The organism is Herbidospora cretacea, assembly GCF_001570605.1.
GTDB lineage: Bacteria > Actinomycetota > Actinomycetes > Streptosporangiales > Streptosporangiaceae > Herbidospora > Herbidospora cretacea.
Map to the genome: position 1 here is coordinate 340,933 of NZ_BBXG01000006.1, position 23,261 is coordinate 364,193.

Here is a 23,261-nt window from a genome sequence, read left to right on the forward strand (position 1 = left end):
CATCGTATCGAAAGTTAACGGGGGCATCCGTGGATGCACACTCGGGACACCCGCGCCGCTGGCAGATCCTCGGCGTGATGGTGTTCTCCCTGCTCGCGGTGGTGCTCGACCAGACCATCCTGAACGTGGCGATCAAGACGATCGCCGATCCCGTTCACGGTCTGGGCGCCACCCAGAGCGAGCTCGAATGGGCCATGAACTCCTACACCCTGGCGTTCGCCGGCCTGCTGTTCACCTTCGGCGTGCTCGGCGACCGCCTCGGCCGCAAGCGCATGCTGATGGCCGGAATGGCGCTGTTCCTCGTCGCCTCCGTGGTCAGCGCCTACGCGCAGGACCCCAACCAGCTGATCGCCGCTCGGGCCCTCATGGGCGTCGGGGGCGCGGCGATCATGCCGGCCACGCTGGCGATCATCTCCAACGTCTTCCCCTTCCACGAGCGGGCCAAGGCCATCGGCGTCTGGGCGGCCGGGGTCGGCATCGCCGTCGCCATCGGCCCGATCACCGGCGGCCTGCTGCTGGAGCACTTCTGGTGGGGCTCGGTCTTCCTGGTCAACGTGCCGATCGTGCTCATCGGGCTGGTGCTCAACGCCGTCCTGGTGCCCGACTCGAAGGACCCCCACAAGGCCAAGCTCGACCCGGTCGGCGTGCTGCTGTCGATCCTCGGCCTGGTCTCGCTCGTCTACGGCATCGTCCGGATCAGCGACCTCGGCACCGTCGCCGACGTGACCGTCATCGTGCCGGTCGCGGTCGGCGTGGCGATCCTCGCGGGGTTCGTCTGGTACGAGTACCGCTCCGACCACCCCGCCTTCGACGTCCGCCACTTCCGCAACCCGGCCTTCTCCACCGCCATCGCCACGGTCGGCCTGGTGTTCTTCTCCGCCATCGGCGTCATGTTCTTCATGGCCTTCTACTGGCAGATCGTGCGTGGCTACTCCCCGCTCCAGTCGGGCGCGCTGGTGCTGCCGTTCGCGGCGGCGCAGCTGCTCTTCTCGCCGCGCAGCGCCGCCATGGTCGAGAAGTACGGCGCCCGCGCCGTCGGCACCGTCGCGATGGCGGTGATCACGCTGGTCCTGGCCGCCTACATCTTCGTGCAGGTCGACACCCCGATCTGGATCCTGCTGGTGCTCGGGTTCGTGCAGGGCGCCGCGATGGCCAACATCATGCCGCCCGCGACCACGGCCATCATGAACGCGCTGCCGCGCGAGAAGGCCGGCGTCGGCTCCTCGATGAGCAACGTGTTCCGCCAGGTCGGCTCCTGCCTCGGCATCGCCGTGCTGGGCGCCATCCTGTCGGCCAGCTTCCGCAACGACATGGAGGGCCCGGCCTCCGCGCTGCCCGGCGAGGTCGGCCACGCCGTCCGCGAGTCGATCGCCGGCGCCGCCGGGGTCGCCGAGGCGCTCGGGCCGCAGGGCGCGACGCTGCTGCGCACCGCCAACGAGGCGTTCGTCACGGGCGTCCACTGGGCGTCGGGCGGCGCGGCGCTGATGACGCTGATCGGGGTGCTCGTGGTGGCGCGGTGGATGCCGGGCAAGTCGGCCCCCGTCGCCAGCCCCGACCTGGTCAAGGCCGAGAGCGCAGTAGGGTGACGATCTACCATGACGACCATTCAGGAATCCGCGGCCCGGGGGCGCCCCCGCAGTGAGCGCGCCGAGAAGGCGATCGTCGACGCAACCCTCGACATGATCGGCGAGGGTGTCACGGTGTCGGAGCTGTCGATCGAGGCGGTCGCCACGCGCGCCGGGGTCGGCAAGACGACGATCTACCGGCGCTGGTCGAACAAGGAAGACCTGGTGGTCGACTCGCTCGCCACGCTCCGGCTGCCCATGCCGGAGCCCGGCGGCGGCGGCGTCCGGGCCGACCTGGTCACCTACCTGGGTGTGATGCGGTCGGAGTCGAGCGAGCTGCGGAACCGGTGCATCACCAACATCGCGCTCAACGAGGCCGACCGCTTCCCCGACCTCTACCGGAGGTTCCGGGAGCTGGTCATCGAGCCGCGCCGCGAGGCCTTCCGCGAGGTCCTGCGGCGCGGCGTCGCCACCGGCGAGCTGCGGGCCGACCTCGACGTCGAGGTGGCCATGTCGATGCTGGTGGGCGCGATGCTGTTCCACACCAAGATGTCGGGGCCGGGCTACCCGGTCCCCGACGACCTCCCCGAGCGCCTGGTCGACGAGGCGCTGCGCGGCTTCCGGGCGGGTTAGACCACCCGGAAGGTCGCGTCCTGCCGGTCGGTCGCGCTCGACGACGAGCTGATCGGGTCGATGCGCAGCAGGTAGTCGTAGTGCCGCAGGTGCCGGTCCGGGAAGTTGTACGACCGGAACGACGACCAGGAGCCGTCGGCCAGCCCGGCCACGCGGTGGAAGGTGGCGTCGGCCCGGAACGTCGCCGTGCCGTCGTTCGGGTCGAGCCGCATCGCGTAGGCGTAGTGCCGCAGGTAGTTGCCGGGCCGGTTCACCGACTCGAACGACACCCCCGACGGGTCGGCCAGGCCCGGCGCCAGCCGCCACAGCTGGTCCTGGTGGGGGTCGAACGGATAGGCGTCGATGCGGCCGGCCAGGTTGGCGTGCCGGACGAAGCGGTCGGGGAAGTTGTACGACTTCAGCCTGACCCAGCTCGGCAGCCCCCACCGGGAGACCAGCGCGCCGTATTCGGCGTCGGTGATGCCGGCGATCGAGCCGTGCTTGGCGTTCAGCGGCGGCGTGTAGTCCCGCTGATTGGCCACCGACCAGGCGTTGCCGCCGATGTTCGACGACGTCCACAGGTAGTAGTCGTTGTTGACGGGGCTGAAGGAGTCGCCCCACAGCCGCCAGCCGCCCTCGTTGGTTTTCAGCAGCAGCGGCGCCTCGATGGAGCTGCCCTGGCGCAGCCCGCTCGTGTAGGTGGTGAAGGAGTTCGGCTGGCCGGTCGAGGACCGCGCGCCGTAGAGCAGCCCGTCATTGAGGTTCTTGTAGTAGAGGTACGTCGTGCCGCCGTCGACGACGATGTCTCCGTCGAGCACGTTGAAGCTCGGGCTGAAGAACGGCTGCTGCGCGCTCACCGTCTGGAAGTCGCTCGTGTAGTTGACCGCGAGGATGTCCCGGCCTCCGGTGTTGTACGAGTAGACGATGCCGTACTGCCCCCGGGAGTTGTCGCGGAAGACGGTCGGGGCCCAGGTGTGGCCGCCGGTGGTGTGCATCCGCAGGCGGCGGTAGTTCGTGAGGCTGGTCAGGTTGACCGAGTCCCAGACGTGCAGGTACTGGCTGACCGAGCTGAAATTGGTGCCCCTGAGGTCGGTGGCGACCACCACGAACGTGCCGTCGGCCTTGCGGTAGACCTGCGGGTCGCGCAGGCCCAGCTCACCGGCGGTGGGGGTGGCGACGGGGTTGTTCTGGTTGAGGGGCGACCAGTTGAGGCCGTCGCGGCTGACCGCCAGGTGCAGGCCGTAGCTGGAGGCCGACTGGTTGGGGGTCTCGGTGAAGTAGGCGAAGACGTAGGCGGTGTTGGCCGCCCACGCGGCGCGGGGGAAACCGGCCACCCCGGCGGCGGTGAGTGCGGCTGTGGTCAGGGTGGCCTTTCCGAACTGCCTGCGGCTGAGGGTCACGGGGGAGCGTCCTTCCAGCTCAACGGGATGTTATCGCTAACATGAGGGTCCGCCCGACCGGCGTTAACGGAAGGACGCCGCCGTCCGGCCCCGGCCCAGGCAGGACTTCACCGCGCGGGTCCCGCCCGGTGAAACGTTCATGGACCCGTCGCCTGGGCAGGGATGCCGGGCCCCAGTGATCTATCCGGAGATGTCACTTCATGAGCCGTTCGTGGCGTCAACGGTTCGCGCGAACGGCGCGAAGCGAGCTCACCTACCTTCGCGGGAACCTCGACGGATTACGCGTCAGGCACTCCGAGCAGCGGTTACAGGCCCGCCAGATCGCCAAGGCCACCTTCGCCGCGGTCGCCGCGTGGTTCCTGGCCAGCCTGCTGCTGCCGCACGAGACCATCTGGATCGCCCCGGCCACCGCCGTGATCATGGTGCACGCCACCGTCTACCAGACCCTGACCAACGGGCTGCGCCGGGTCGTCGCGGTCGCCGCGGGGGTCATCCTGGCCGGCAGCATCGGTCATCTGCTCGGCCTGACCGCGCTCAGCCTCGTCCTGGTCATCCCGCCCGCGCTGATCACGGCGCGCTGGAGGCGGATGGGCCGGCACGGCTCCGACGTGGCCACCACCTCGGTGCTCATGCTCTCCTTCGGGGCCGCCTCCCAAGAGCGGTACCTGCTCGCCTACACCGTCGCCACCGCCATGGGCGCGCTGTGCGGAGCCGCCGTCAACTCCCTGCTGTGGCCGCCGCTGTACCGGCACCGCCCCGGCGTCGCCGTCCGGCGCCTGGCCGAGCACGCCGCCGACCTGCTGGCCGAGGTCGCGCAGGGCCTGCGCGAGGGCTGGGACCTGTCCGGCCTGGACGACTGGCACACCCAGGCCGATCGGCTGGAGAAACGCCTGGCCAAGGCGGAGGCCGAGGTCGCCGTCAGCGCCGAGAGCCGTCGTTACAACCTCCGCCGTCTCGTCGTCCCGTCCGGGGGCGACCACCGCTCGCAACTGTCGATCATGAACGGCGTCCGGGTGCACGTCGCCGCGATCGTCCACGCGCTGGCCCACCTCGACCACGCCTCCCAGCCCGGCCCCGACGATCTCGACGAGGGCTTCGCCCGTGACTACGCGGACCTGCTGGACCTGCTCAGCGACGCCCTGTCCGCCCGCGCCCGCCATCCCGGCGACCCGGGGAGGATCCGGGACCTGCTGGCCCGCGCCCAGAGCCAGGCGGTACGCATCCACGAGCAGTGGAGCGCCGGCATCCGGAGCGGCCGGATCGACCGGCCGGCCGGATGGGCGGTCACCGGCAGCCTGCTCACCGACGCCCAGCGGATCATCACCCTGCTGGACGACCCCGCCGGCGACGAGGACGAGGTGACGGCCCCGGGGACGATCGCAGGGTCCTTCGCGTTTGGCGAGACGGCGGAGGGTAGGAGCGCGTCCACCGGACCGCCCGCCCCCTGGGGAGAGACATGCCGCTGAACGTCATCGACCTGATCATGACCGACCGCCGCGGCGTCGAGATGATCTTCGAGAAGCTCAGGCGGGAGCCGGAGAACCGCCCCGTGCTGGTCGCGGAGCTGGCCGCCAGGTTCGTCGCGCACGCCCGCGCCGAGGAGCGCCACGGCGCCGGGGAACACCACGAGACCGAGGAGCTCCGGGCCGCCCTCATGGCGGCCGACCCCGACCGGCCGGAGTTCGGCGCCACACTGAAGAGGCTGGTCGAGGCGGTCAGGCACCACGTCGACGAGGGGGACCTGGTCGGCGCCCTGGGAAGGTGACCCCCCGTGTTCGGTGACTTCACCCTCGAACACGTCGAGCTGGCCGGGGCGACCCTCCGGGTGCGCCACGGAGGATCGGGCCCGGCCGTGCTGCTCGTGCACGGTCATCCCCGCACCCACACGACCTGGCACCGGCTGGCCCCGCTGCTGGCCGGCGACCACACCGTCGTCTGCCCGGACCTGAGGGGATACGGCCAGTCGTCCAAACCGGAGACCACCCCCGACCACGAGCCCTACTCCAAGCGCGCCATGGCCGCCGACTGCCTGGAGCTGATGAGGAGGCTCGGGCACGAGACCTTCCGCGTCGTCGGCCACGATCGCGGCGGATACGTGGCGTTCCGGCTGGCCATGGACCATCCGGAGGCGGTCGCCCACCTGACCGCCCTCGACGTCGTCCCCATCGGTGAGGCGCTGGCCCGGTGTGACGCGGAGTTCGCGACGCGATGGTGGCACTGGTTCTTCCGCGCCCAGCCGGCCCCCGGCCCGGAGACCGTCATCGGCAACAACCTCAGCCTCTGGTACCAGGACGGCCCCGACGAGATGGGCCTGGAATCGTGGGAGGACCTCCAGCGCGCCCTGGGCGATCCCCGGACCGTCCACGCCATGTGCGAGGACTACCGGGCCGGGCTCGGCATCGACCGCCGCCACGACGACGACGACCGGGCGGCCGGGCGGCGGGTGCGGTGCCCGGTGCTCGTCGTGTGGGGTTCGCGGAGCGACCTGCCCGAGCTCTATCCGGACATCGCCGGGATCTGGCGGGACTGGTCCGACGCCGAGGTGACCGGAAGGGCGGCCGAGAGCGGCCACCACATCGCGGAGGACGCGCCGGCGGAGCTGAACGTCTTCCTGCGCGAGGCCTGGCGCGCTGTGTACCGGTAACCGCTACGACGGCATCTCGCGCCACTTGTTCGTGATCGGCAGGCGGCGGTCGCGGCCGAAGTTCTTCGGGCTGATCTTGGGGCCCGGCGGGTACTGCCGCCGCTTGTACTCGGCGAAGTCGACCAGCCGGATGACCCGCAGCACCAGTTCCGGGTCGTGCCCGGCGGCGATCAGGGCGTCGCGGCCCATGTCCTTCTCGACGTAGTCGTCGAGCAGGCGGTCGAGCACCTCGTACTCGGGGAGGGAGTCGGTGTCCTTCTGGCCGGGGCGCAGCTCGGCGCTGGGCTCCTTGGTGATCGAGTTCTCCGGGATCGGCGGCGGGTCGGACTGGGTGTTGCGCCAGCGCGACAGCTCCCAGACCAGGGTCTTGGGCACGTCCTTGATCGGCGCGAAGCCGCCCGCCGAGTCGCCGTAGAGGGTCGAGTAGCCCGCGGCGAGCTCGCTCTTGTTGCCGGTGGTGAGGACCAGGTGGCCGTGCTGGTTCGACAGCGACATCAGGAACATGCCGCGGACGCGGGCCTGGAGGTTCTCGGCCGCCAGGCCGGACAGCTCGATCTCCTTCTCGAACGCGGCCACCACGTCGGCGATCGGCGCGATCCGCGAGTGGAGGCCCTGGCGGCGGACCAGCTCCTCGGCGTCGGCGATCGAGTGGTCGGAGCTGTAGCGCGAGGGCATCAGCACCACGTGGACCCGGTCGGGGCCGATGGCGTCGGCGGCGATCGTGGCGGTCAGGGCCGAGTCGATGCCGCCCGACAGGCCGAGGATGACCGAGCGGAAGCCGTTCTTCTCCACGTAGTCGCGCACGCCGAGCACGAGCGCGCCGTAGACCTCGGCGGGGTCGTCGAGCCGTTCGGCGATCGTGGCGGGGCGCGGCTCGAAGGCGACCGGGTCCTCCGACAGGACCAGCCGCTCGACGGTGATCGAGGTGCCGTCGCCGGCGTCGTGCACGGCCTCGCCGGGCTCGCCCGTGCCGAGCGGCAGGTCGAGGTCGGCGAACAGCAGCTCCTCGGTGAACTGGCCCGCGCGGGCGACCAGAGTGCCGTCGGCGGCCACCACGAGGGAGTCGCCGTCGAAGACCAGTTCGTCCTGGCCGCCGACCTGGTTGGCGTAGGCGAGCGCGCAGCCCGCCTCGGCCGCCCGCCGGACGCACAGGTCGCGCCGCACGTCGTCCTTCTCCCGCTCGTACGGCGAGGCGTTAGGCACCACCAGCAGACCCGCCCCGGCCGCTCCGGCGACCGACACCGGGCCGCCCTCCTGCCACAGGTCCTCGCAGATCGCGACGGCCACGTCGACGCCGTGGAGGCGGAAGACCGGCAGCCGGTCGCCGCGCACGAAGTAGCGGTATTCGTCGAAGACGCCGTAGTTGGGCAGGTGGTGCTTGGCGGTGCGGGCCACCACCCGGCCCTGGTAGAGGACCGCGGCGGCGTCGAGCGGCGCGCCCTTCGGCTGGCCCACCCGGGCGACCAGGTCGGCCCGGTCGACGTAGCCGACGACGACCGGGAGGTCGCCGTGCCCGGCCTCGGCGAGGCGGCGGGCGGCGGACTCCAGGGTCGCGATGGACGCCTCGACGAACGAGGCGCGCAGGACCAGATCCTCGACCGGATAGCCGGTCAGGAACATCTCGGTGAAGACCACCAGGTGGGCGCCGCCCTCGTGGGCCCGGCCGGTCCATTCGATGAGCCGGTCGGCGTTCCCGGCGAGGTCGCCGACGACGGGATTGGTCTGGGCGAGTGCGATGCGAAGCTGAGCCACGCCCCCACCCTACGGTGACGCCCCGGTTTTCATCAATGTGACGATAAGCACCCCGGGTCAGGCGCCGGGGCTGACGAGCCCGCTCTCGTAGGCCAGCACGACGAGCTGGGCCCGGTCGATCAGGTCGAGCCGCTTGAGCAGCCCGGCCACCTCGGCGGCGACCTCGGCCTCCTCGACCGCCAGGGTGACGGCGATCTGGCGGTTGGTGAAGCCGCGCGCGATCAGCCGGACCAGGTCGACCTCGGAGTCGCTCAGCCCGCCGGGCGCGGCGGGGTTGTGGCGGCCCGCGAAGGCCGCGATGAGGTGGGTCGTCACGGCCGGGTCGATCAGCGCGTCGCCCGCCACGGCGGCCCGGATCGCGGCGATGAGCTGCTCGGGGGCCGAGGTCTTCAGCACGAACCCGCTGACCCCCGCGCGCAGCGCGGAGTAGAGGTTGTCGTCGGTGCCGAAGGTGGTCATCATGATCACCTTCGGCGGGTCGGTCCCGGCCAGGATCCGGCGGGCCGCCGCCAGGCCGTCGAGGCGCGGCATCTGGATGTCCATCAGCACGACGTCGGGCCTGACCAACTGGACCTGCTGGATCGCCTGCTCGCCGTTCTCCGCCTCGGCCACCATCTCCAGGCCGGGCTCGCTGTCGAGGACCATCTTCAGGCCGGTGCGGACCAGGGCCTGGTCGTCGGCCACGACCACCCGCAGCACGTCGGCCGGGCGCGTCCCCGTGGTGGCCGGGGCCGCCGCGACCGGGCCGTCGAGGTGGGCGGCCTGCCCGAGGATGTCCTGTTCCAGCCGCTGGAGCGCGGGCCCCAGGTCGAGCCCGAGGTCGTCGCGGAGCACGTCGCGGGCCCGGCGCAGCGCCCCCAGCGCGTCGGCCTGCCGCCCGGCCCGGTAGAGGGCCAGCGCGAGCAGCCGCCAGGCCTCCTCGCGCAGCGGGTGGGCGGAGGCGTGCGCCTCCAGGTCGGGGATGAGCGCAGCGCTGCGGCCCAGCCGGACGGCCGCGTCGGCCCGCCGCTCGACCGCGATCAGCCGCAGGTCGTCGAGGCGCTGCGCCTCGGCCTGGGCCCAGGGCAGGTCGCCGAACTCGGCCAGCGCCGGGCCCCGCCACAGCGCCAGCGCGGTGTCGAGCCGGGCGAGGGTGGCCTCCAGGTCGCCGCCGTCGTCGCGCTTCACCAGGTGTTCGAAGTGCCAGGCGTCCACGTCGGCGATCTCGGCCCGCAGGGCGTATCCGGGCGGGGCCGACACGAGCACCCCGGCCTCCTCGCGGGGCGCGCGGCCGGGCTCCAGGGCCCGGCGCAGCCGCGAGACGTATCCCTGGATCGTCGACAGGGCCTGGACGGGAGGCCGCCCCGGCCACAGCTCGTCGATCAGCGTGCTGACCGGGATCGCCCGCCCGCCCGCCACCAGCAGCCTGGCCAGCACGGCCTGCTGCCGCTGACCTCCGAGATCGAGCGGCCGCCCGTCGGAAACAGCCTGGAACGGCCCCAGGGCCCGAAGTATCACCATGGTGCTGGTAAGCGTAGAGCAACGTCACATGGTGCCGGTCAACGGAAAGCGGGCGGTCACGACGGTGCCCCCGGTGTCGGGCGCGGTGATCGCGCACGAGCCGCCGAGCTCGGCCGCCCGCTCCCGCATCGAGGAGGTGCCCACCCCGGCCCGGCGCACCTCGGGCAGCCCGATCCCGTCGTCGGCGATCTTGAGGGTGAGCAGGTCGGCGTCCAGTCCCAGCGAGATCGACACCCGCCGGGCGTGGGCGTGCCGGCGCACGTTGGTCAGCGCCTCCTGCGCGATCCGGTAGGCCGCCACCTCGATCGCCGCCGGGAGGTCGTCCAGGGGGCCGTCGGCCGAGACGTGGGTGGCCGTGCCCGGTTCGAGGGTCTCGGCGGCCAGGGTCCGGATCGCCTCGGCCAGGCCCAGGTCGTCGAGGGCGGGCGGGCGCAGGCCGTAGACGAGCTCGCGGATGTCGCCGGCCACCGCGTCCATGCCGGTGCGCAGGTCGTGGAGCAGGTGGTCGGCGGTGCCGGGGGAGTCCTTCATGGTGAGGCGGGCCATGTTGAGCGTCATCGCCATCGCGCCGAGGGTCTGGCCGAGCCCGTCGTGCAGGTCGCGGCGCAGCCGCCGGCGCTCCTCCTCGCGGGCCGCCAGGATGCGCTCCCTGGAGCGTTGCAGGTCGCCAGCCATCCGGACGGCGTGGGCGACGTCGGCGACGTAGGGCAGCAGGGTGGCGATGACGCGTTCGTCGTGGGCGGCGCCGAACCTGCGGGTGCCGGGCGCGCCCAGGAGCAGGCGGCCGACCGGTTCGCCGTGCCAGACGAGCGGGTGCTCCTTGGGGGCGTCGCCGACGTCGCCGGAGGAGACGCGCAGGCCGTTGACGACCTCGACCCGGGCGCCGCCGACCGCCAGGCCGTCGCGGACCACGTCGACCACGGCGGCCAGCGCCTCCGACGGGTCGGCGTTGCGGACCTCCTCGACGAGCCGGGCGGTCAGCGTCCGGGGGTCGCCGACCGGGCCGTAGAGGACCCGGTCCATGCCGCGCTGGAGCAGGCGGCGCAGCGGCTGGTAGAAGACGCCCGCGAACAGGGCGGCGGCCAGACCGGCCACGATGTCGTACTCGGACATCAGCAGGCTGAAGACCGCGCCGGTGCCGAAGTAGACGGCGCTCACCCCGGCGATCGTGCCCGCCACGACGACGGTCCGGCTGAGGACGTCGTCGATGCCGAACAGGCCGTGCCGCAGCACCGAGAAGGTGATCGCCACCGGGATCAGGGCGGTCCAGAACGTCAGGAAGGTGAAGAAGGCCGGGTCGCCGGTGACGACCAGGACCACGTAGACCGCGAAGGTCAGCGCGGGCCAGGCGATCGCCCGGCGCGTCTCGGGATCCGCTCCCCGCATCCGGACCACCATCGAGACCAGCGCCAGCAGGATGCACCCCTGCTCGACGGTCCACACCGTGTCCGCGAGCGGCCGGTAGATCGCGCCCGGCACGAACTCCAGCGGGTTGGGGATGACTGCCGACATGCCCGCCACCGGCGCGTCGGGGGTGGGGCGGCCGACCCGGACCGCCGTCTGGACGGCGATGACCACCACGGCGAGGACCCCGAACAGGCTCCATCCCCGGGACGGCCGCCGCCCGCCGATGGCGAACAGCGGCACCAGCGTCGCCAGGATCCCCCCGCCCAGCGACCACGCCGCGACGCCCACGACCCGGAGCACGCCCGCCGCGGCCAGGTCGCCGCCGTGCTCGGCCTGCACCATGAGCGCGGAGAACAGCACGCTGGCCGCCTCGCACAGCCCACCGGCGATCATCAGCCAGCCGATCGGCAGGCGCGGGCGCCGGGCCGCGATGTAGGCGCCCAGGGCCGGGAACGTGACCCCGGCCGTGAAGTCGGGCGTCGGCCGGAAGGCCTCCTGGAGATGCGCGGGAAGCCGGTAGGGGATCGCCACGGCGGCGCCGACGGCGGCGACCGAGACCACGCCGACGACGGCCGCTATCACCAGTGCCTGGCCCGGACCTCTGTCGTTCATTTCGGGCAGGATATTGAGGAATTGTGACTATTGGGTGTTGGTCCGGTGCCGGATCGCCGGGGCGAGGAGGAGCTGCCCCGCCGCGGCCACGAGGCCCAGCCCGGCCGTGGTCAGCCAGAGCGCCTCGTGGCCCACTTCGAGCAGGCGGGTGCCGAGGATCGGGGTGACCGCCGCGCCGACCGACCACGACAGACCGTAAAGGCCGTTGTAGCGGCCCCGGAGGTGCGGCGGGGCCAGCGCGGAGGTGATCGCCAGGGGCATCCCGGCGGTGAGGATCTCCCCGCACGTCCAGACGACGACGGCCAGGGCGTACTGGAGGGTCGTGGTCGCGAAGGCCTGGAGCCCGAAGCCGGCGCCTACGACGGCGAACCCGGCCGCCAGCACCAGGCTCGGGCTGAACCGGGTCAGCCAGGCCGTGGTGATCGGCTGCACCACGATGATCAGCGCGCCGTTGACCGCGATGGCCGCGCCGAACGCCTCCGGCGGCAGCCCCCGCTGGGTCATCGCGATGGCGAGCGTCTGGAACGCCTGCAGATAGGTGCACGTGTACGCGAGGTTCATCAGGACGAACGCGACCATGGTCCGGTCGCGCAGCACGTCGCGGTAGCCGCCCGGCAGCCGCTCCGAGGCGGGCGGGCGGGTCTCCGGGATCAGCCGCCAGACCAGGTAGGCGAAGACCAGGCAACTGGCCGCGTCGATCCAGAACAGCAGCAGGAACCCGCCCGACGCGAGCCTTCCCCCGGCCACCATGGCGACCGAGAACCCCAGGTTGATCGCCCAGAAGAGCAGCCCGTAGGCCCTCGGCCGGTCCTGCGGCGACACCACGTCGGCCAGCAGCGCCTGCGACGCCGGGCGGTAGATGTCCACGACCAGCCCCAGCACGAACATGCCGGCCGCGATGGCGGTCAGGTCGTGGGCGTACCCGAGGAAGAGCATGGTCGCCGCCGTCGCCAGCATGCCGCCCGCGAGCGTGGCCCGGCGGCCGACCCGGTCGGCCAGGAAGCCCGCGACCGGCTGGGACAGCAGCGACCCGCACCCCCACAGGGTCAGGACCAGACCGGTGACCGCGACCGAGACGCCCCGCGACTGGGTCAGGTAGATCCCCATGAACGGCTGGGCCATCGTGCCGAGCTTGTTGACGGCGGTGCCGGAGAAGAGGACCCAGAACTCCCTGGGCAGCCCGCCGACGCGGGAGTGGATGAAGCCACGGACGGGAGAGCGTTCGACGGGGGGCGCGGTCATGGTGCCCCAGCCTCCTGAGCCGGTCCGGGCCGACGCGAACGTTTTAGCCCGTGCTAAAACTTGCCTGGTCACCGGACGGGGGAGGGCAAGCATGGCGGTCGAGTGGTCGTTCACGCCGGGCGACGTGGCGCGGCTGCGGTTCGCCTTCTCGCCGATGTGGGAGGTGGTGGCCAGCCTCCGGGCGGTCCAGGGGGCGGCGCTGCATCCGGCGCAGCTCCCATGGCTGCGGGAGGTGCGCGACCGGCTCGCCACGCTCGGGCTGGAGGAGCTGACCGGGCTGGTGCCGGCGGCGGGATACCTGCCCGACTTCCTCACCCCGACGCCCGACACCCACCAGCCCGACTTCGCCGACGAACTCGCGCTCGTCCGGGCCGCCGACCCCGAGGTGGCGCGGTCCGAGGTGGCCCGGTCGGCGCCCCGCCGCGCCGGGGTGGCCGCGCGGTTCGCGGCGGATCCCGCCGGCGCGCTCGCCTGGACGGGGGACGCGCTGGAGGCGTACTGGAACCTGGTCTTCGCGGAGTTCTGGCCGAAGGTGCGCGGGGTGCTGGAGGCCGACGTGCTCTACCGGTCGCGGCGGCTGACCGAGGGCGGGGTGAGCGACCTGTTCGCGGCGCTGCACCCGTCGGTGACCTGGCACGGCGACCGGCTGATCACCCACAAGGACTGCATCCACCTGGCCGAGCTCGGCGGCGCGGGGCTGGTGCTGCTCCCGAGCGTGTTCCAGCGGCTCGACCGGGTCGCGATCGTGCACGAGCCCTACCGGCCCATGCTGATCTATCCGGCCCGGGGGACGGGGAACCTGTGGGCGCGCGGCCCCGAGGAGGTGCCCGGCGCGCTGTCGGCCCTGATCGGGCGGACCCGGGCGCGCATCCTGACCGCGCTGGAGACCCCGGCGTCGACGTCGGGGCTGGCCAGGGTGATGGAACTGACGCCGGGGGCTGTTTCGCAGCACCTCACCGTCCTGTCGGACGGAGGCCTGGTGTCCCGGCAGCGCCTCGGACGCGAAGTCTTCTACCAGCGGACCCCGATCGGCGACGCCCTGGTGGGACGGCCCTAGACCGCCCGTCGCGGCGGGGCTCCGCGCGGCCGGTCGGCGCCGGGTGCGGCGAGGGCCGGAAGCGGCGGGCGGCGCCGGGGCAGGCGGAGCCGTAACGGAAGAAGGGCTCTTACAGTGGGATTCTGGCGGTGATCGTGGTGCCCTCACCCGAGGTGCCGATCTCGCAGCCGCCGCCGAGTTCGGCGGCCCGCTCCCGCATCGACGACAGGCCCGCCTCCGGGCGGCCGCCGGCGCGGATCTCCACGACCAGGTCGGCGCCCCGGCTGACGGTGATCGCCGTCGCGGCGGTGTGGCGGAGGGCGTCCTGGGCGATGCGGTAGGCGGCCACCTCGACGGCGGCGGGCAGGCCGGTCAGGTCGCCCTCGACGACGAGGTCGATGGGGCCGAGCTGCCTGATCGCGCCGGCCAGGCCGAGGTCGTCGAGGGCGGGCGGGCGCAGGCCGTGGACGAGTTCGCGGATGTCGCCGGAGACGGCGTCCATGCCGCCGCGCAGGTCGGCCAGCAGGGTGTCGGCGATCTCGGGGCTGCCCCTGAGCTGGGTCCGGGCCATCGAGATGCGCATCGCCATCGCCGACAGGGTCTGGCCGAGCCCGTCGTGCAGGTCGCGGCGCAGGCGGCGGCGCTCCTCCTCGCGGGCGGTCAGGATGCGCTCCCGCGACCGCCGCAGCGCCGTGGTCAGCCGCATCGTGTGGGCGGCGTCGGCGATGTACGGGGTCAGGACCGCGATCACCCGCTCGTCGTGGGCGGCCGGGAAGCGGCGGGGCCCCGGCGGGCCGATCAGCAGGGTGCCGACCGGCTCGCCGTGCCAGACCAGCTCGACCCGGCGGGCCACCACGGGCAGCTCGCCCCACGAGGTGCGGGTGCCGTCGAGGTCGAGCGCGGTGCCGGTCACCGCCAGGCCCTCCTTGATCGTCTCCAGGGTGGCCAGCAGGCCGTGGACGGGATCGGCCTGCTGGAGCCGTCCGCGCAGGTCGTCGGCGAGGGTGACCGGGTCGCCGCGGGTGCCGTAGAGGGCCCGGTCGGCCAGCCGGTGGAGGGCCCGCCTCATCGGGTGGAAGAACACCCCCGCCCCGAGGGCCGCGACCAGTCCGAAATAGCGGTCGACCTCGGCCAGGAACAGGCTGGAGGCCGTCCCTGCCAGCACGTACACCGACGCCACCACGGTCACCATCCCGGCGCCCACCAGCGCCCGGGTGATCAGGGTGTCGATGCCGAACAGCCGGTAGCGCAGCACCGCGAGCGTGATCGCCGCCGGGATCAGCGGGATCGTGATGGTGGTGACCCACCACACCGAGCTGCCGATGATCCACGGCACGACCAGGCAGGAGATGGCCAGCAGCGGCCAGAGGACCTGCCGCCGCTCGTCCTCCCCGGCCCGCCGGAACCGCAGCACCAGCGACGAGAACGCGATCACCAGCGACAGCGTGACGAGCCCCTGGAGGGTTCGCCCGGCCCACGACGGCCCCGGCCCGGCGATCGCGGCGAGCCATTCGGCGGCCAGCACCGCCGCCGCGAACCCGCCCGGCCAGCACCACGCCCGCGACAGCAGCGCCCCGGTCGGATAGAGCATCGGCAGCAGCACGCCCAGGGCGTAGGTCGTCAGGTTCCAGACGCCGTGGGAGAACACGTCGAGCGGCGCCGCCAGCGGATGGCCGCCCTCCCGGACCAGCAGCGCCGCCAGGTCGGCGGCGGCGACGCTGGCCGCCGCGCCCAGCCCGCCCAGCGCCAGCAGCCACCCGATCACCAGCTTCGGCCGCCGCTGCACCAGCAGCGCCCCGAACACCGGGAACGCCAGCCCCATCACGTCCTCCGGCGTGAACGGCAGCGGGGCGCCGATCACGAGGTCGGCGACGACCAGCACGACCGCCGCGCCCGCGATGCCCGCCGCCAGCACCCGCGCCGCCCGGTCGGGCACCCGCATCCATCGCGGCCGGGTCTCCGCCTCGGGAGAAGCGCCGGTCATCAGGGTCCGCCTTACGAGTCGTCCGAGTCCTTCTGGCTCTCTGAGACGGGGCCCGGTGAGGGAAAGTTCAACAGATATCCGGCGATTCGGGTGACGGTCTGTCAGAAGGGGTGGTGATGGTCCGGACCACCGGGGGGACCACGCCGTAGAGGCGCTCCCCCGACCGCTGGGTCGCGCCGGGCCGCAGCCGGATCCCGGTGACGGTGGCCTGGCCGCCGTAGACGTCCGAGACCCTGATCGTGTACGGCCCCGGGCCCGGCTCCGGCGGGAACACCCAGTAGTTGTCGGCCCCCCGGCGCAGATCCCGCCAGTGGACGCCGTTCTTGATCCGCACCCGCGCCAGCCGGTTGCCGTGGTCGAGCACCTGCACCGCGCTCCAGTGGGCGGTCGAGCCCGGTTTGACGCGGAAGGCCAGCCGCCGCCCCGGCTCCGGGTCGCGGACCCGCCGGTAGGTGATCGCCGCGCTGCCGTCGTCCCGGTCGGCGATGCTGACGAACGCCTCCGCCGACAGGTCGAGGTCACCCGGGCCGCAGGCCGGGCAGCGGTCGACGACCAGCACCCGCACAGTCCCGGCCGGCCCGGTCACGTCGAGATAGCCGCCGCAGGCGGCCGACCCGTCGTACTCCGGCGTCGACACCGAGGCGAACAGCATGGGGTGGCCGGGCAGCGAGCAGTTGCCCGGCGCCTTCGCCTCGTAGAAGTAGGCCCGCCCCCGCCTCTCCGGCGAGGCGCAGACCGGACCGGTCAGCTGGACGAGGACCGCCGCCGCGACGAGCGCCGCGACGGCCCACACCACTCCGCGGCGCCTGCGGCGCCTCGCGTGTCTCATGCCGGATACATAGAGACACGCGGTGATTACGTTACGTAGATCTTCACTGGTAGCGCGGGGACTCCAGCAGCCATTCGAGGTAGGCCCTCGGCACCCCGAACAGGGCCGCGGCCACCTTCTCGACGTCGTCGGGGACCCCGAGCTCCGCGTACGACTCCGGCAGCGCCTTGGCCGCGTCGGTCAGGTCCTCGGCCCGCTCCACGATCCGGTCGGCCACCCACTCGGCCGGGGCGGGCACCCCGATCCGCGACACCGCCACCCGCACGTAGTTGTGCGGGTCGCCGCGCTCCTTGCCGAGCGAGGCCACGTCGTTGCACCAGGCCGTCACGTCGACCACGGCGTCGAGGAGGGTCCGCCACGGCGGCGTGGCGTGCAGCCGTCCGGGCACCTCGATCCGCAGGCACCCCTCGATGATCTCCGCGCCGGCGCCCGCGAAGACGTCCCGCCGCAGCGCCGGGTACTCCCCGGCCGAGGGGACCCGCCCGATCGACCGGTTCACCGCCTGCATCCGGCACGCCTGCGCCTGCGCCTCGATCCGCTGCGTGAACCGCTGCTCCCAGGCGGGCGACATGTCGGGCGCGGTCACCCGCCACAGGTCGGCGAACGCCGCCACCAGCGGCTCCTCGGTCCGGTGACCGGCGTGGGCGGCCTCCCGCAGGCGGCCCTGCATCAGATCGAGCACGGTGGTGTCCCGGCTGCCGCTGCCCTCGTCGCACCAGTCGTCGTAGGCGAGCTGCCAGGTGACCCACCGGGCGAGCAGCTCGTTCCCCGGCAGCACCCGCGCGGCCAGGCGCTCGGGGCGGGCGGCGATCGAGAGGCCGTACAGCCCCGCCCAGGCCCCCAGCGCCCGGGTGTCGCACACGACCGGTTCTCCCACGGTCGGCGGCAGACAGTAGACGAGCGGGGCCAGAACGGCGGCAGCCGAAGGTATGCGCAGCTCAGGGGTCATGTGATGACACGCTAGGTGAGCATTCACCGGCTGTCCCGCAGGCGCGACGGGGAGTCCTCACGGCAGGTGCGTAACGTATGTGAAACACACAAGGGGCACACTGGTAGGTGTCCAGACCTGGAACTTTCGTGAGGTAGTCGCCTTGGACCGCCAGCAGGAATTCGTTCTCCGCACGCTCGAAGAGCGCGACATCCGGTTCATCCGGCTCTGGTTCACCGACGTCCTCGGCTTCCTCAAGTCCGTGGCCATCGCGCCGGCCGAACTGGAGGGCGCCTTCGCCGAGGGAATCGGCTTCGACGGCTCCGCCATCGAGGGCTTCTCCCGCGTGTACGAGTCGGACATGCTCGCCAAGCCCGACCCGTCGACCTTCCAGATCCTGCCGTGGCGCAGCGAGACCCCCGGCGCGGCCAGGATGTTCTGCGACATCCTCATGCCCGACGGCTCCCCGTCCCACGCCGACCCCCGCTGGGTCCTGAAGCGGACCCTGGCGCGCGCCGCCGACATGGGGTTCACCTTCTACACCCACCCCGAGGTCGAGTTCTTCCTCCTCCGCGACCGCCCCGAGCGCGGCGTCCGGCCCGAGCCGATCGACGACGGCGGCTACTTCGACCACACCCCCCACAGCGCCGGCCACGACTTCCGCCGCAACGCGATCATGATGCTGGAGGCGATGGGGATCTCGGTGGAGTTCAGCCACCACGAGGGCGCCCCCGGCCAGCAGGAGATAGACCTCCGCTACGCCGACGCCCTGTCGACCGCCGACAACATCATGACCTTCCGGCTCGTGATGAAGGAGGTGGCGCTGGAGCAGGGCGTCTGGGCCTCCTTCATGCCCAAGCCGTTCACCGAGTACCCCGGGTCGGGCATGCACACCCACATGTCCCTGTTCGAGGGCGACCGCAACGCCTTCTACGAGCCCGGGTCGGACTACCAGCTCTCCAAGGTGGGCCGGTCGTTCATCGGCGGCCTCCTCAAGCACGCCGCCGAGATCACCGCGGTGTGTAACCAGTGGGTGAACTCTTACAAGCGCCTCTGGGGCGACACCGAGGCCATCGCCGGGGCGGGCGGCGAGGCTCCCTCGTACATCTGCTGGGGCCACAACAACCGGTCGGCGCTGGTCCGGGTGCCGATGTACAAGCCCCACAAGGGTGGCTCGACCCGCATCGAGTTCCGCTCACTCGACTCGGCCTGCAACCCCTACCTGGCGTACGCGATGATCCTGGCGGCGGGGCTGAAGGGGATCGAAGAGGGCTACGACATCCCGGCCGGAGCCGAGGACGACGTGTGGGCGCTGACGTCGGGCGAGCGGCGGGCACTGGGAATCCACCCGCTGCCGCAGTCGCTCGACGAGGCGATCACGGCGATGGAGCACAGCGAACTCGCGGCGGAGACGCTGGGGGAGCACGTGTTCGACTACTTCCTGCGCAACAAGCGGTCGGAGTGGCGCGAGTACCGGCGCCAGGTGACCGAGTTCGAGCTGGGACGGTACCTGCCGGTCCTGTAGGACTTACGACCCCCGGCAGGGCAGGATCACGCCCGCCGGGGGTTTTTCATGCGCCGGCCCCGCCGGGCAGCGTTCCCGGCGATCGCTCCCTGAGACTGTGCCGCCGTACAGGTCGCCTGTGAGGGTTCCACTGCGGCGGACTTTAGTTGACTAAAGCTTCAGGGGGCTGTGCGTGAGCGCGGACAGCTCGCCCGATGCTGGCTTCTGCATCGCTCCAAACAGCTACATGTAACTTACTTCAGTGTTCGGACTTTAGCTGACTATTCAAGGATCATGTACTCGTATTTACCATTGCGAAGTAATCGAACGAAGGGGACAGCAGTGGGCGCAATGGTGGGGCTCGCGATCGGGCTCGCGGTGATAGGTGTACCGGTGATCATCGTCGTGATCGTGATGGCGGTGGTCGCGGCGATCAAGAGGGACTGATCCCGGCGCAGATCAGGACTGGACGTACCAGAGGATCAACGCGGTCACCGCTCCTGCGCTCAGCAGGGCGCTGGCTGCGAACAGCAACCGACGGACCACCGTGTAACTCAGTGGGGGGCGGCCCTCGGGACGGGACCGGGGACGCCAGGGTTCCTCGGCCGGCCGGTCGGCCCGGCTCTCGCCGTTCAGGCCAGTCAGCCACGTCAGCAAGCCCGCGATCTCCCCCGGCCTGGGCGGCAGCCCCGACGTCGCGTAGCGGACCTCCGACCCCCGGTTGGCCAGGTCCCGCACCAGGTTCCCCATCCCCATCGCCGTCAGCCACGTCCGGGGGTCGTCGTCGGCGCCCTGCCCGGTGGTCGTCCGGCCGAGGAGGTCGCCCTTGGTCACCACCACCGCGATCCGCCGCTGGAGTCCCCCGTCCGGGCGGGTGGAGAGCTCGTTGCGGACCCGGTGCACCGTGTCCGCCGGGTCCTCGCGCGAGGGGACCACGCCCCCCGCCGCCAGGAGCTCCCGGTCGGCCGGGATCAGGCTGTCCTGGACGGCCGGCAGCGCGAACGGGTCGATCAGCAGGACCATCGCCTCGCCGTGGGCCAGGTAGCCCATCGCCTCGACCTGGCTGGCCCCCGTGTAGTGCTCCCCGGAGGGGTCGAACAGGTACAGGATCCGGGCCGACACGTCGAGCATGACCGCCTTCGGCAGCTGCGGCCCGGTCTTGGTCATCGTTCCGGCGGCCAGCTGGTGGCGCAGGCGGCGGAAGGTCTGCTCGTCGCCCTGGTCGACGAACCGCGCCCCGGCGCTCTCCCGCAGCGCGTCGACGGCCACGGCCAGGAACGTGGTCTTTCCCGCGTCGGGGCCGCCGACCAGCGGGACCGGCTCCACCCGCACCTTGCCGATCTTCCCGGGCAGGGTCCGGCCGCAGCGGGGGCACAGCGCCCGCAGGTGGTGGCGGCCCAGCAGGATCGTGGTGGGCAGGCGCGCGCCGCAGCGGCAGACGTGCCGGAACGCGCCGTTGCGGTCGGGGCGCAGGGCGCGGTGCTCCGCCTGGCATGTCGGGCACGCGTAGACGGGTCGGTCGATCCGCGCGTAGCAGCCGGGATAGGGGCAGGCCTGGAGGATCCGCCGCAGCAGCATCACCGACTGCTCGGCGCCGCGCAGGACGCCGACGCACGCCAGCCAGGCCAGCAGCCCGGTCACCACCGTCACCAGGTAGGCGGCGGTGACCAGGACGGCCACCGCGGCCAGGGGCAGCAGCGCCACGACCAGACCGGCCACCACGGCCAGCCACACCGGGAAGAGCACGATGCGCCGCTGGTCCTTCAGGAGCAGCTTGTTCAGGAATCTCAGGAGCTTGCGGACCCGCTCGTCGATCATCGGGACCGAGCCGTCGAGCACCGCCCACCAGTCGCGCCAGACCTGCGAGACCAGGTAGTGCCGGTAGGCGGGTTCAGCCCCTTCGGGGGGCGCCCGCACCCCTCGGTCCGGCAGGAGCACCGTCCCCGCCGTCACGAAATAGGCCAGCAACGCCCCGAGGACCGCCGCCGCGACCGTCGCCGCGAACACCACGGGGAAGACGAAGAAGAACAGCGCCCACATGGCCGCGAGCCAGAACCCGGCGAGGACGAGCCATCCCATCTACCGCTCTCCGCGCCCGAACAGCCGTCGGCGCTGCCCGGCCAGCTCCTTCAGACCGGCGGCCAGTTCCGCGTCCTGCTTGAAGCGGGCCTCGACCGAGCTGAACGGGCCCCAGTTGTTGACCTCGGAGCGGGCCCAGGCGTCCAGGCGGGGTTCGACCACCCCGGCGGCGCGCATCCTGATGGCGATCTCCAGCAGCGCCATCCGCTGGTCGCGGGTCCGGCGGGGCTTGAGCCACTCGGGGATGAGCCAGCGCCGCGTCGCGTCGGTGACCGACCTCGCGACGGTCGAGCGGAAGCGGGGGTCGCGGGTGGCCAGGACCTTGGCCGCGGCGGCGCGGGTCAGGACGGCCAGGTCGGCGTTGCCCTCGCGGGTCAGGTCGGTCAGCCGGTCGATCGCCGTGGCGGCCTCCACCGGGGTCGGGGCCGACGGGAGGCGGGCCGCGATCAGGGTGGCCTCGGCGTCGTCGGCGGGGAAGCCGGGCAGGCCGTCGCGGACGCGTTCGGCCAGCTCCAGGGCCGCCCCATCCGTGAGGCCCGCCTTCACGAAGGCGCGGCCGGGGAGTTCGCCCAGCGTGGGGCTGGCGTCCATGCGCGGGCCGAGCAGGTCGACCAGCCGGGAGATCTCGCCCGGCGTGGGCTGGGCGGTCCACAGCGACGGGAGCGCCTCCTCGCGGAAGGCCTCGAACGCGCGGTCCATGAGCTCGACCGTCGCGTCGACCCGGTCGCGTCCGCCGTGGAGGGTCTGCCAGCGCAGCACCGCCACCCCCGTCCGGGGGGCGCGGCGCCAGTCGCGGCGCCGGTCGGCGAGCAGGCCGCAGAGGGTGTCGCCGATCTCGCCGGGGGCCGCCTCCAGCCCGGCGACGTACCCGGTGATCACGGCCTCCCGCCAGCCCGCCGGGACCCGGGCCAGTTCGGCCGCGGCCTCCTCCTGGTTGCCGGGGACGGCCCGCGCCGCCGCCGACTCGACCTCGGCCACGTCGACCGGCAGGTCGCACGCGTCGGCCACCCGCGCGACCCCGGCCACCTGGGCGGGGGTGACGGCGGCCCGGAGCGCGGCGGTCGCCTCCGCTCCGAGCGCGGAGGCGTGGCCGGGGGGCGGGAGCCGTACCGGCAGAGGAAGTGAGGGGTCCCGCAGGGCGAGCGACACGCACCGGGCCGCGCCCTCGACGGCGTGGACGGCCACCGCCGACGCCAGGTCATGGGTGAGCAGCCCCGCCTGGGACGCCAGCCGCCGCCACGCCCAGTCGGGCAGCCCGCCCTCGGCAAGCCGGGCGACGGCGCTCTGCTCCTCGGGCGAGACCGTGTCGTCGCCCCGGCAGAGCGCGAGCAGCGCCGCCGCCGTCTCGGGGTCGTCGCCCAGTTCGCCGAGCGCGTCGAGGCCGTCGAGGTCGCCCCGCCGCCAGAACCCGGCCACGGTCCCGGCGAACCGACCGGTCCGCACCGGGGCCGGGGGCTCCTCCAGCCGGACCACGGTCGCGTCGATGTCCGGGGGGATCCACACGTCGGGGGTGGTTCCCGCGATGACCTGCCCGGACGAGGCCGGGTCGCCGGTGTAGGTGACGAAGGAGACCCGGACCGCCGACGCCCACGGCAGCGAGAACGAGACCACCGCGATCCACCGCACGATCTCCGCCACGTCGGCGCTGACCAGCACCAGCCGCCCGTGCCCCCGGGCCAGGAACAGCCGCACCGACTCCAGCAGCCCGCCGAGCCGCACGTACGCGTCGGGACCCAGCCCGCCCAGCCACGCCACCAGGGCCTCGGGGTCGAGGAAGGGCCCGGGGGCGAGCTCCAGGCTCCCCAGCGACGCGTCGGAGGAGGGCCGGTCGGCCCACCACGGCGCGCCCCAGAACTCGATCGGCCGCAGCCCGACGAGCTCCCCCTCGCCCGGCAGCACCGCGTGGCCGAGGAAGTTGCCCTCACGTCCCGAGTAGTCCCGGCCCAGGTAGACGCACCGGGCCAGCACCTCACGCCCGTAGGCCAGCGAGACCGGCAGGGCGGCGGGGTCGTCGAAAGGGGCGTCCGGGGGAGGCTGGTAGCTCAGGAAGGGAAGGCTCCGCTCGCGCAGCACCGGCGGCAGGCCGGGGGTCTCGGCCGTGACCTGGAACCCCGCCCGCCCGGTGGGGCCCGATTCGGCCGACGTGTACTGGAGCTGCCAGGCCATG

Annotated in this window: 17 protein-coding genes; 7 read left to right on the forward strand and 10 right to left on the reverse strand. The window is 72.7% G+C overall.

Annotated elements, in window-relative coordinates:
• Positions 1-29 precede the first annotated feature (29 nt).
• Positions 30-1,586, forward strand: coding sequence for a DHA2 family efflux MFS transporter permease subunit (locus AW270_RS14350; protein ID WP_061294789.1), 1,557 nt, complete (start codon positions 30-32; stop codon positions 1,584-1,586).
• Between the two features lie 9 nt (positions 1,587-1,595).
• Positions 1,596-2,198, forward strand: coding sequence for a TetR/AcrR family transcriptional regulator (locus AW270_RS14355; RefSeq protein ID WP_061294790.1), 603 nt, complete (start codon positions 1,596-1,598; stop codon positions 2,196-2,198).
• On the opposite strand, the gene AW270_RS14360 is transcribed toward AW270_RS14355, so the two are convergent.
• The gene (locus AW270_RS14360) at positions 2,195-3,577 is read right to left on the reverse strand and encodes a glycoside hydrolase family 43 protein (protein WP_061294791.1); all 1,383 of its coding nucleotides are present in this window, start codon (positions 3,575-3,577) and stop codon (positions 2,195-2,197) included. The genes AW270_RS14355 and AW270_RS14360 overlap by 4 nt on opposite strands.
• Positions 3,578-3,777: 200 nt before the next feature.
• Between AW270_RS14360 and AW270_RS14365 the strand changes: the two genes are divergently transcribed.
• Genes AW270_RS14365 through AW270_RS14375 form a run of 3 tightly spaced genes read left to right on the forward strand, consistent with a single transcriptional unit; the run spans position 3,778 to position 6,221 of the window.
• Complete coding sequence (locus AW270_RS14365) at positions 3,778-5,043, forward strand: FUSC family protein (protein ID WP_061294792.1); 1,266 nt, start codon at positions 3,778-3,780, stop codon at positions 5,041-5,043.
• Positions 5,034-5,342: a hypothetical protein gene (locus AW270_RS14370; RefSeq protein WP_061294793.1), complete on the forward strand. Its 309-nt coding sequence runs from the start codon at positions 5,034-5,036 to the stop codon at positions 5,340-5,342. Before AW270_RS14365 ends, AW270_RS14370 begins: the two co-directional genes overlap by 10 nt.
• Before the next feature lie 6 nt (positions 5,343-5,348).
• Positions 5,349-6,221: an alpha/beta fold hydrolase gene (locus AW270_RS14375; RefSeq protein WP_061294794.1), complete on the forward strand. Its 873-nt coding sequence runs from the start codon at positions 5,349-5,351 to the stop codon at positions 6,219-6,221.
• 3 nt (positions 6,222-6,224) lie between these two features.
• Here the strand turns inward: AW270_RS14375 and AW270_RS14380 are convergent, their stop codons facing one another.
• The 4 genes from AW270_RS14380 to AW270_RS14395 are packed head-to-tail and all read right to left on the reverse strand — an operon-like array spanning position 6,225 to position 12,734.
• On the reverse strand, positions 6,225-7,973 hold the full coding sequence (locus AW270_RS14380) for an NAD+ synthase (RefSeq protein WP_061294795.1): 1,749 nt from the start codon (positions 7,971-7,973) through the stop codon (positions 6,225-6,227).
• A gap of 57 nt (positions 7,974-8,030) precedes the next feature.
• Positions 8,031-9,473 carry a BTAD domain-containing putative transcriptional regulator gene (locus AW270_RS14385; protein WP_061294796.1) on the reverse strand — a complete coding sequence of 481 codons (1,443 nt, stop codon included), beginning with the start codon at positions 9,471-9,473 and terminating at the stop codon, positions 8,031-8,033.
• Between the two features lie 24 nt (positions 9,474-9,497).
• Positions 9,498-11,492 (reverse strand): sensor histidine kinase, encoded by a 1,995-nt coding sequence (locus AW270_RS14390; protein ID WP_063819201.1) that lies wholly within the window; start codon positions 11,490-11,492, stop codon positions 9,498-9,500.
• A 27-nt stretch (positions 11,493-11,519) separates the two neighbouring features.
• Positions 11,520-12,734 carry an MDR family MFS transporter gene (locus AW270_RS14395; RefSeq protein WP_061294798.1) on the reverse strand — a complete coding sequence of 405 codons (1,215 nt, stop codon included), beginning with the start codon at positions 12,732-12,734 and terminating at the stop codon, positions 11,520-11,522.
• Between the two features lie 91 nt (positions 12,735-12,825).
• On the opposite strand from AW270_RS14395, the gene AW270_RS14400 reads away from it, so the two are divergent.
• Positions 12,826-13,791: an ArsR/SmtB family transcription factor gene (locus AW270_RS14400; protein ID WP_061294799.1), complete on the forward strand. Its 966-nt coding sequence runs from the start codon at positions 12,826-12,828 to the stop codon at positions 13,789-13,791.
• Positions 13,792-13,900: 109 nt separating this feature from the next.
• Here AW270_RS14400 and AW270_RS14405 read toward each other — a convergent pair whose 3' ends face one another.
• From AW270_RS14405 to AW270_RS14415, 3 genes are all read right to left on the reverse strand, one after another.
• Positions 13,901-15,754: a sensor histidine kinase gene (locus AW270_RS14405; protein WP_157521945.1), complete on the reverse strand. Its 1,854-nt coding sequence runs from the start codon at positions 15,752-15,754 to the stop codon at positions 13,901-13,903.
• A gap of 67 nt (positions 15,755-15,821) precedes the next feature.
• Positions 15,822-16,583 carry an expansin EXLX1 family cellulose-binding protein gene (locus tag AW270_RS14410; protein ID WP_157521947.1) on the reverse strand — a complete coding sequence of 254 codons (762 nt, stop codon included), beginning with the start codon at positions 16,581-16,583 and terminating at the stop codon, positions 15,822-15,824.
• A gap of 43 nt (positions 16,584-16,626) precedes the next feature.
• Positions 16,627-17,532: a terpene synthase family protein gene (locus AW270_RS14415; protein WP_157521949.1), complete on the reverse strand. Its 906-nt coding sequence runs from the start codon at positions 17,530-17,532 to the stop codon at positions 16,627-16,629.
• A gap of 142 nt (positions 17,533-17,674) precedes the next feature.
• On the opposite strand from AW270_RS14415, the gene glnA2 reads away from it, so the two are divergent.
• Positions 17,675-19,036 carry a gamma-glutamylpolyamine synthetase GlnA2 gene (glnA2, locus tag AW270_RS14420; protein WP_061294803.1) on the forward strand — a complete coding sequence of 454 codons (1,362 nt, stop codon included), beginning with the start codon at positions 17,675-17,677 and terminating at the stop codon, positions 19,034-19,036.
• A gap of 438 nt (positions 19,037-19,474) precedes the next feature.
• Here the strand turns inward: glnA2 and AW270_RS14425 are convergent, their stop codons facing one another.
• Positions 19,475-21,094 (reverse strand): TRAFAC clade GTPase domain-containing protein, encoded by a 1,620-nt coding sequence (locus AW270_RS14425; protein ID WP_061294804.1) that lies wholly within the window; start codon positions 21,092-21,094, stop codon positions 19,475-19,477.
• The gene (locus AW270_RS14430) at positions 21,095-23,260 is read right to left on the reverse strand and encodes a GAP1-N2 domain-containing protein (protein ID WP_061294805.1); all 2,166 of its coding nucleotides are present in this window, start codon (positions 23,258-23,260) and stop codon (positions 21,095-21,097) included. It lies immediately after the preceding gene.
• Between the last annotated feature and the right edge of the window lies 1 nt (position 23,261).

Bases quoted from the DNA above. Each gene is read 5' to 3' on its own strand.
- AW270_RS14415 (WP_157521949.1), bottom strand. From the start codon at position 17,532: ATGACCCCTGAGCTGCGCATACCTTCGGCTGCCGCCGTTCTGGCCCCG.
- AW270_RS14370 (WP_061294793.1), top strand. From the start codon at position 5,034: ATGCCGCTGAACGTCATCGACCTGATCATGACCGACCGCCGCGGCGTC.
- AW270_RS14365 (WP_061294792.1), top strand. From the start codon at position 3,778: ATGAGCCGTTCGTGGCGTCAACGGTTCGCGCGAACGGCGCGAAGCGAG.
- AW270_RS14395 (WP_061294798.1), bottom strand. From the start codon at position 12,734: ATGACCGCGCCCCCCGTCGAACGCTCTCCCGTCCGTGGCTTCATCCAC.
- AW270_RS14405 (WP_157521945.1), bottom strand. From the start codon at position 15,754: ATGACCGGCGCTTCTCCCGAGGCGGAGACCCGGCCGCGATGGATGCGG.
- AW270_RS14390 (WP_063819201.1), bottom strand. From the start codon at position 11,492: ATGAACGACAGAGGTCCGGGCCAGGCACTGGTGATAGCGGCCGTCGTC.
- AW270_RS14430 (WP_061294805.1), bottom strand. From the start codon at position 23,260: ATGGCCTGGCAGCTCCAGTACACGTCGGCCGAATCGGGCCCCACCGGG.
- AW270_RS14425 (WP_061294804.1), bottom strand. From the start codon at position 21,094: ATGGGATGGCTCGTCCTCGCCGGGTTCTGGCTCGCGGCCATGTGGGCG.
- AW270_RS14400 (WP_061294799.1), top strand. From the start codon at position 12,826: ATGGCGGTCGAGTGGTCGTTCACGCCGGGCGACGTGGCGCGGCTGCGG.
- AW270_RS14410 (WP_157521947.1), bottom strand. From the start codon at position 16,583: ATGAGACACGCGAGGCGCCGCAGGCGCCGCGGAGTGGTGTGGGCCGTC.
- AW270_RS14385 (WP_061294796.1), bottom strand. From the start codon at position 9,473: ATGGTGATACTTCGGGCCCTGGGGCCGTTCCAGGCTGTTTCCGACGGG.
- AW270_RS14355 (WP_061294790.1), top strand. From the start codon at position 1,596: ATGACGACCATTCAGGAATCCGCGGCCCGGGGGCGCCCCCGCAGTGAG.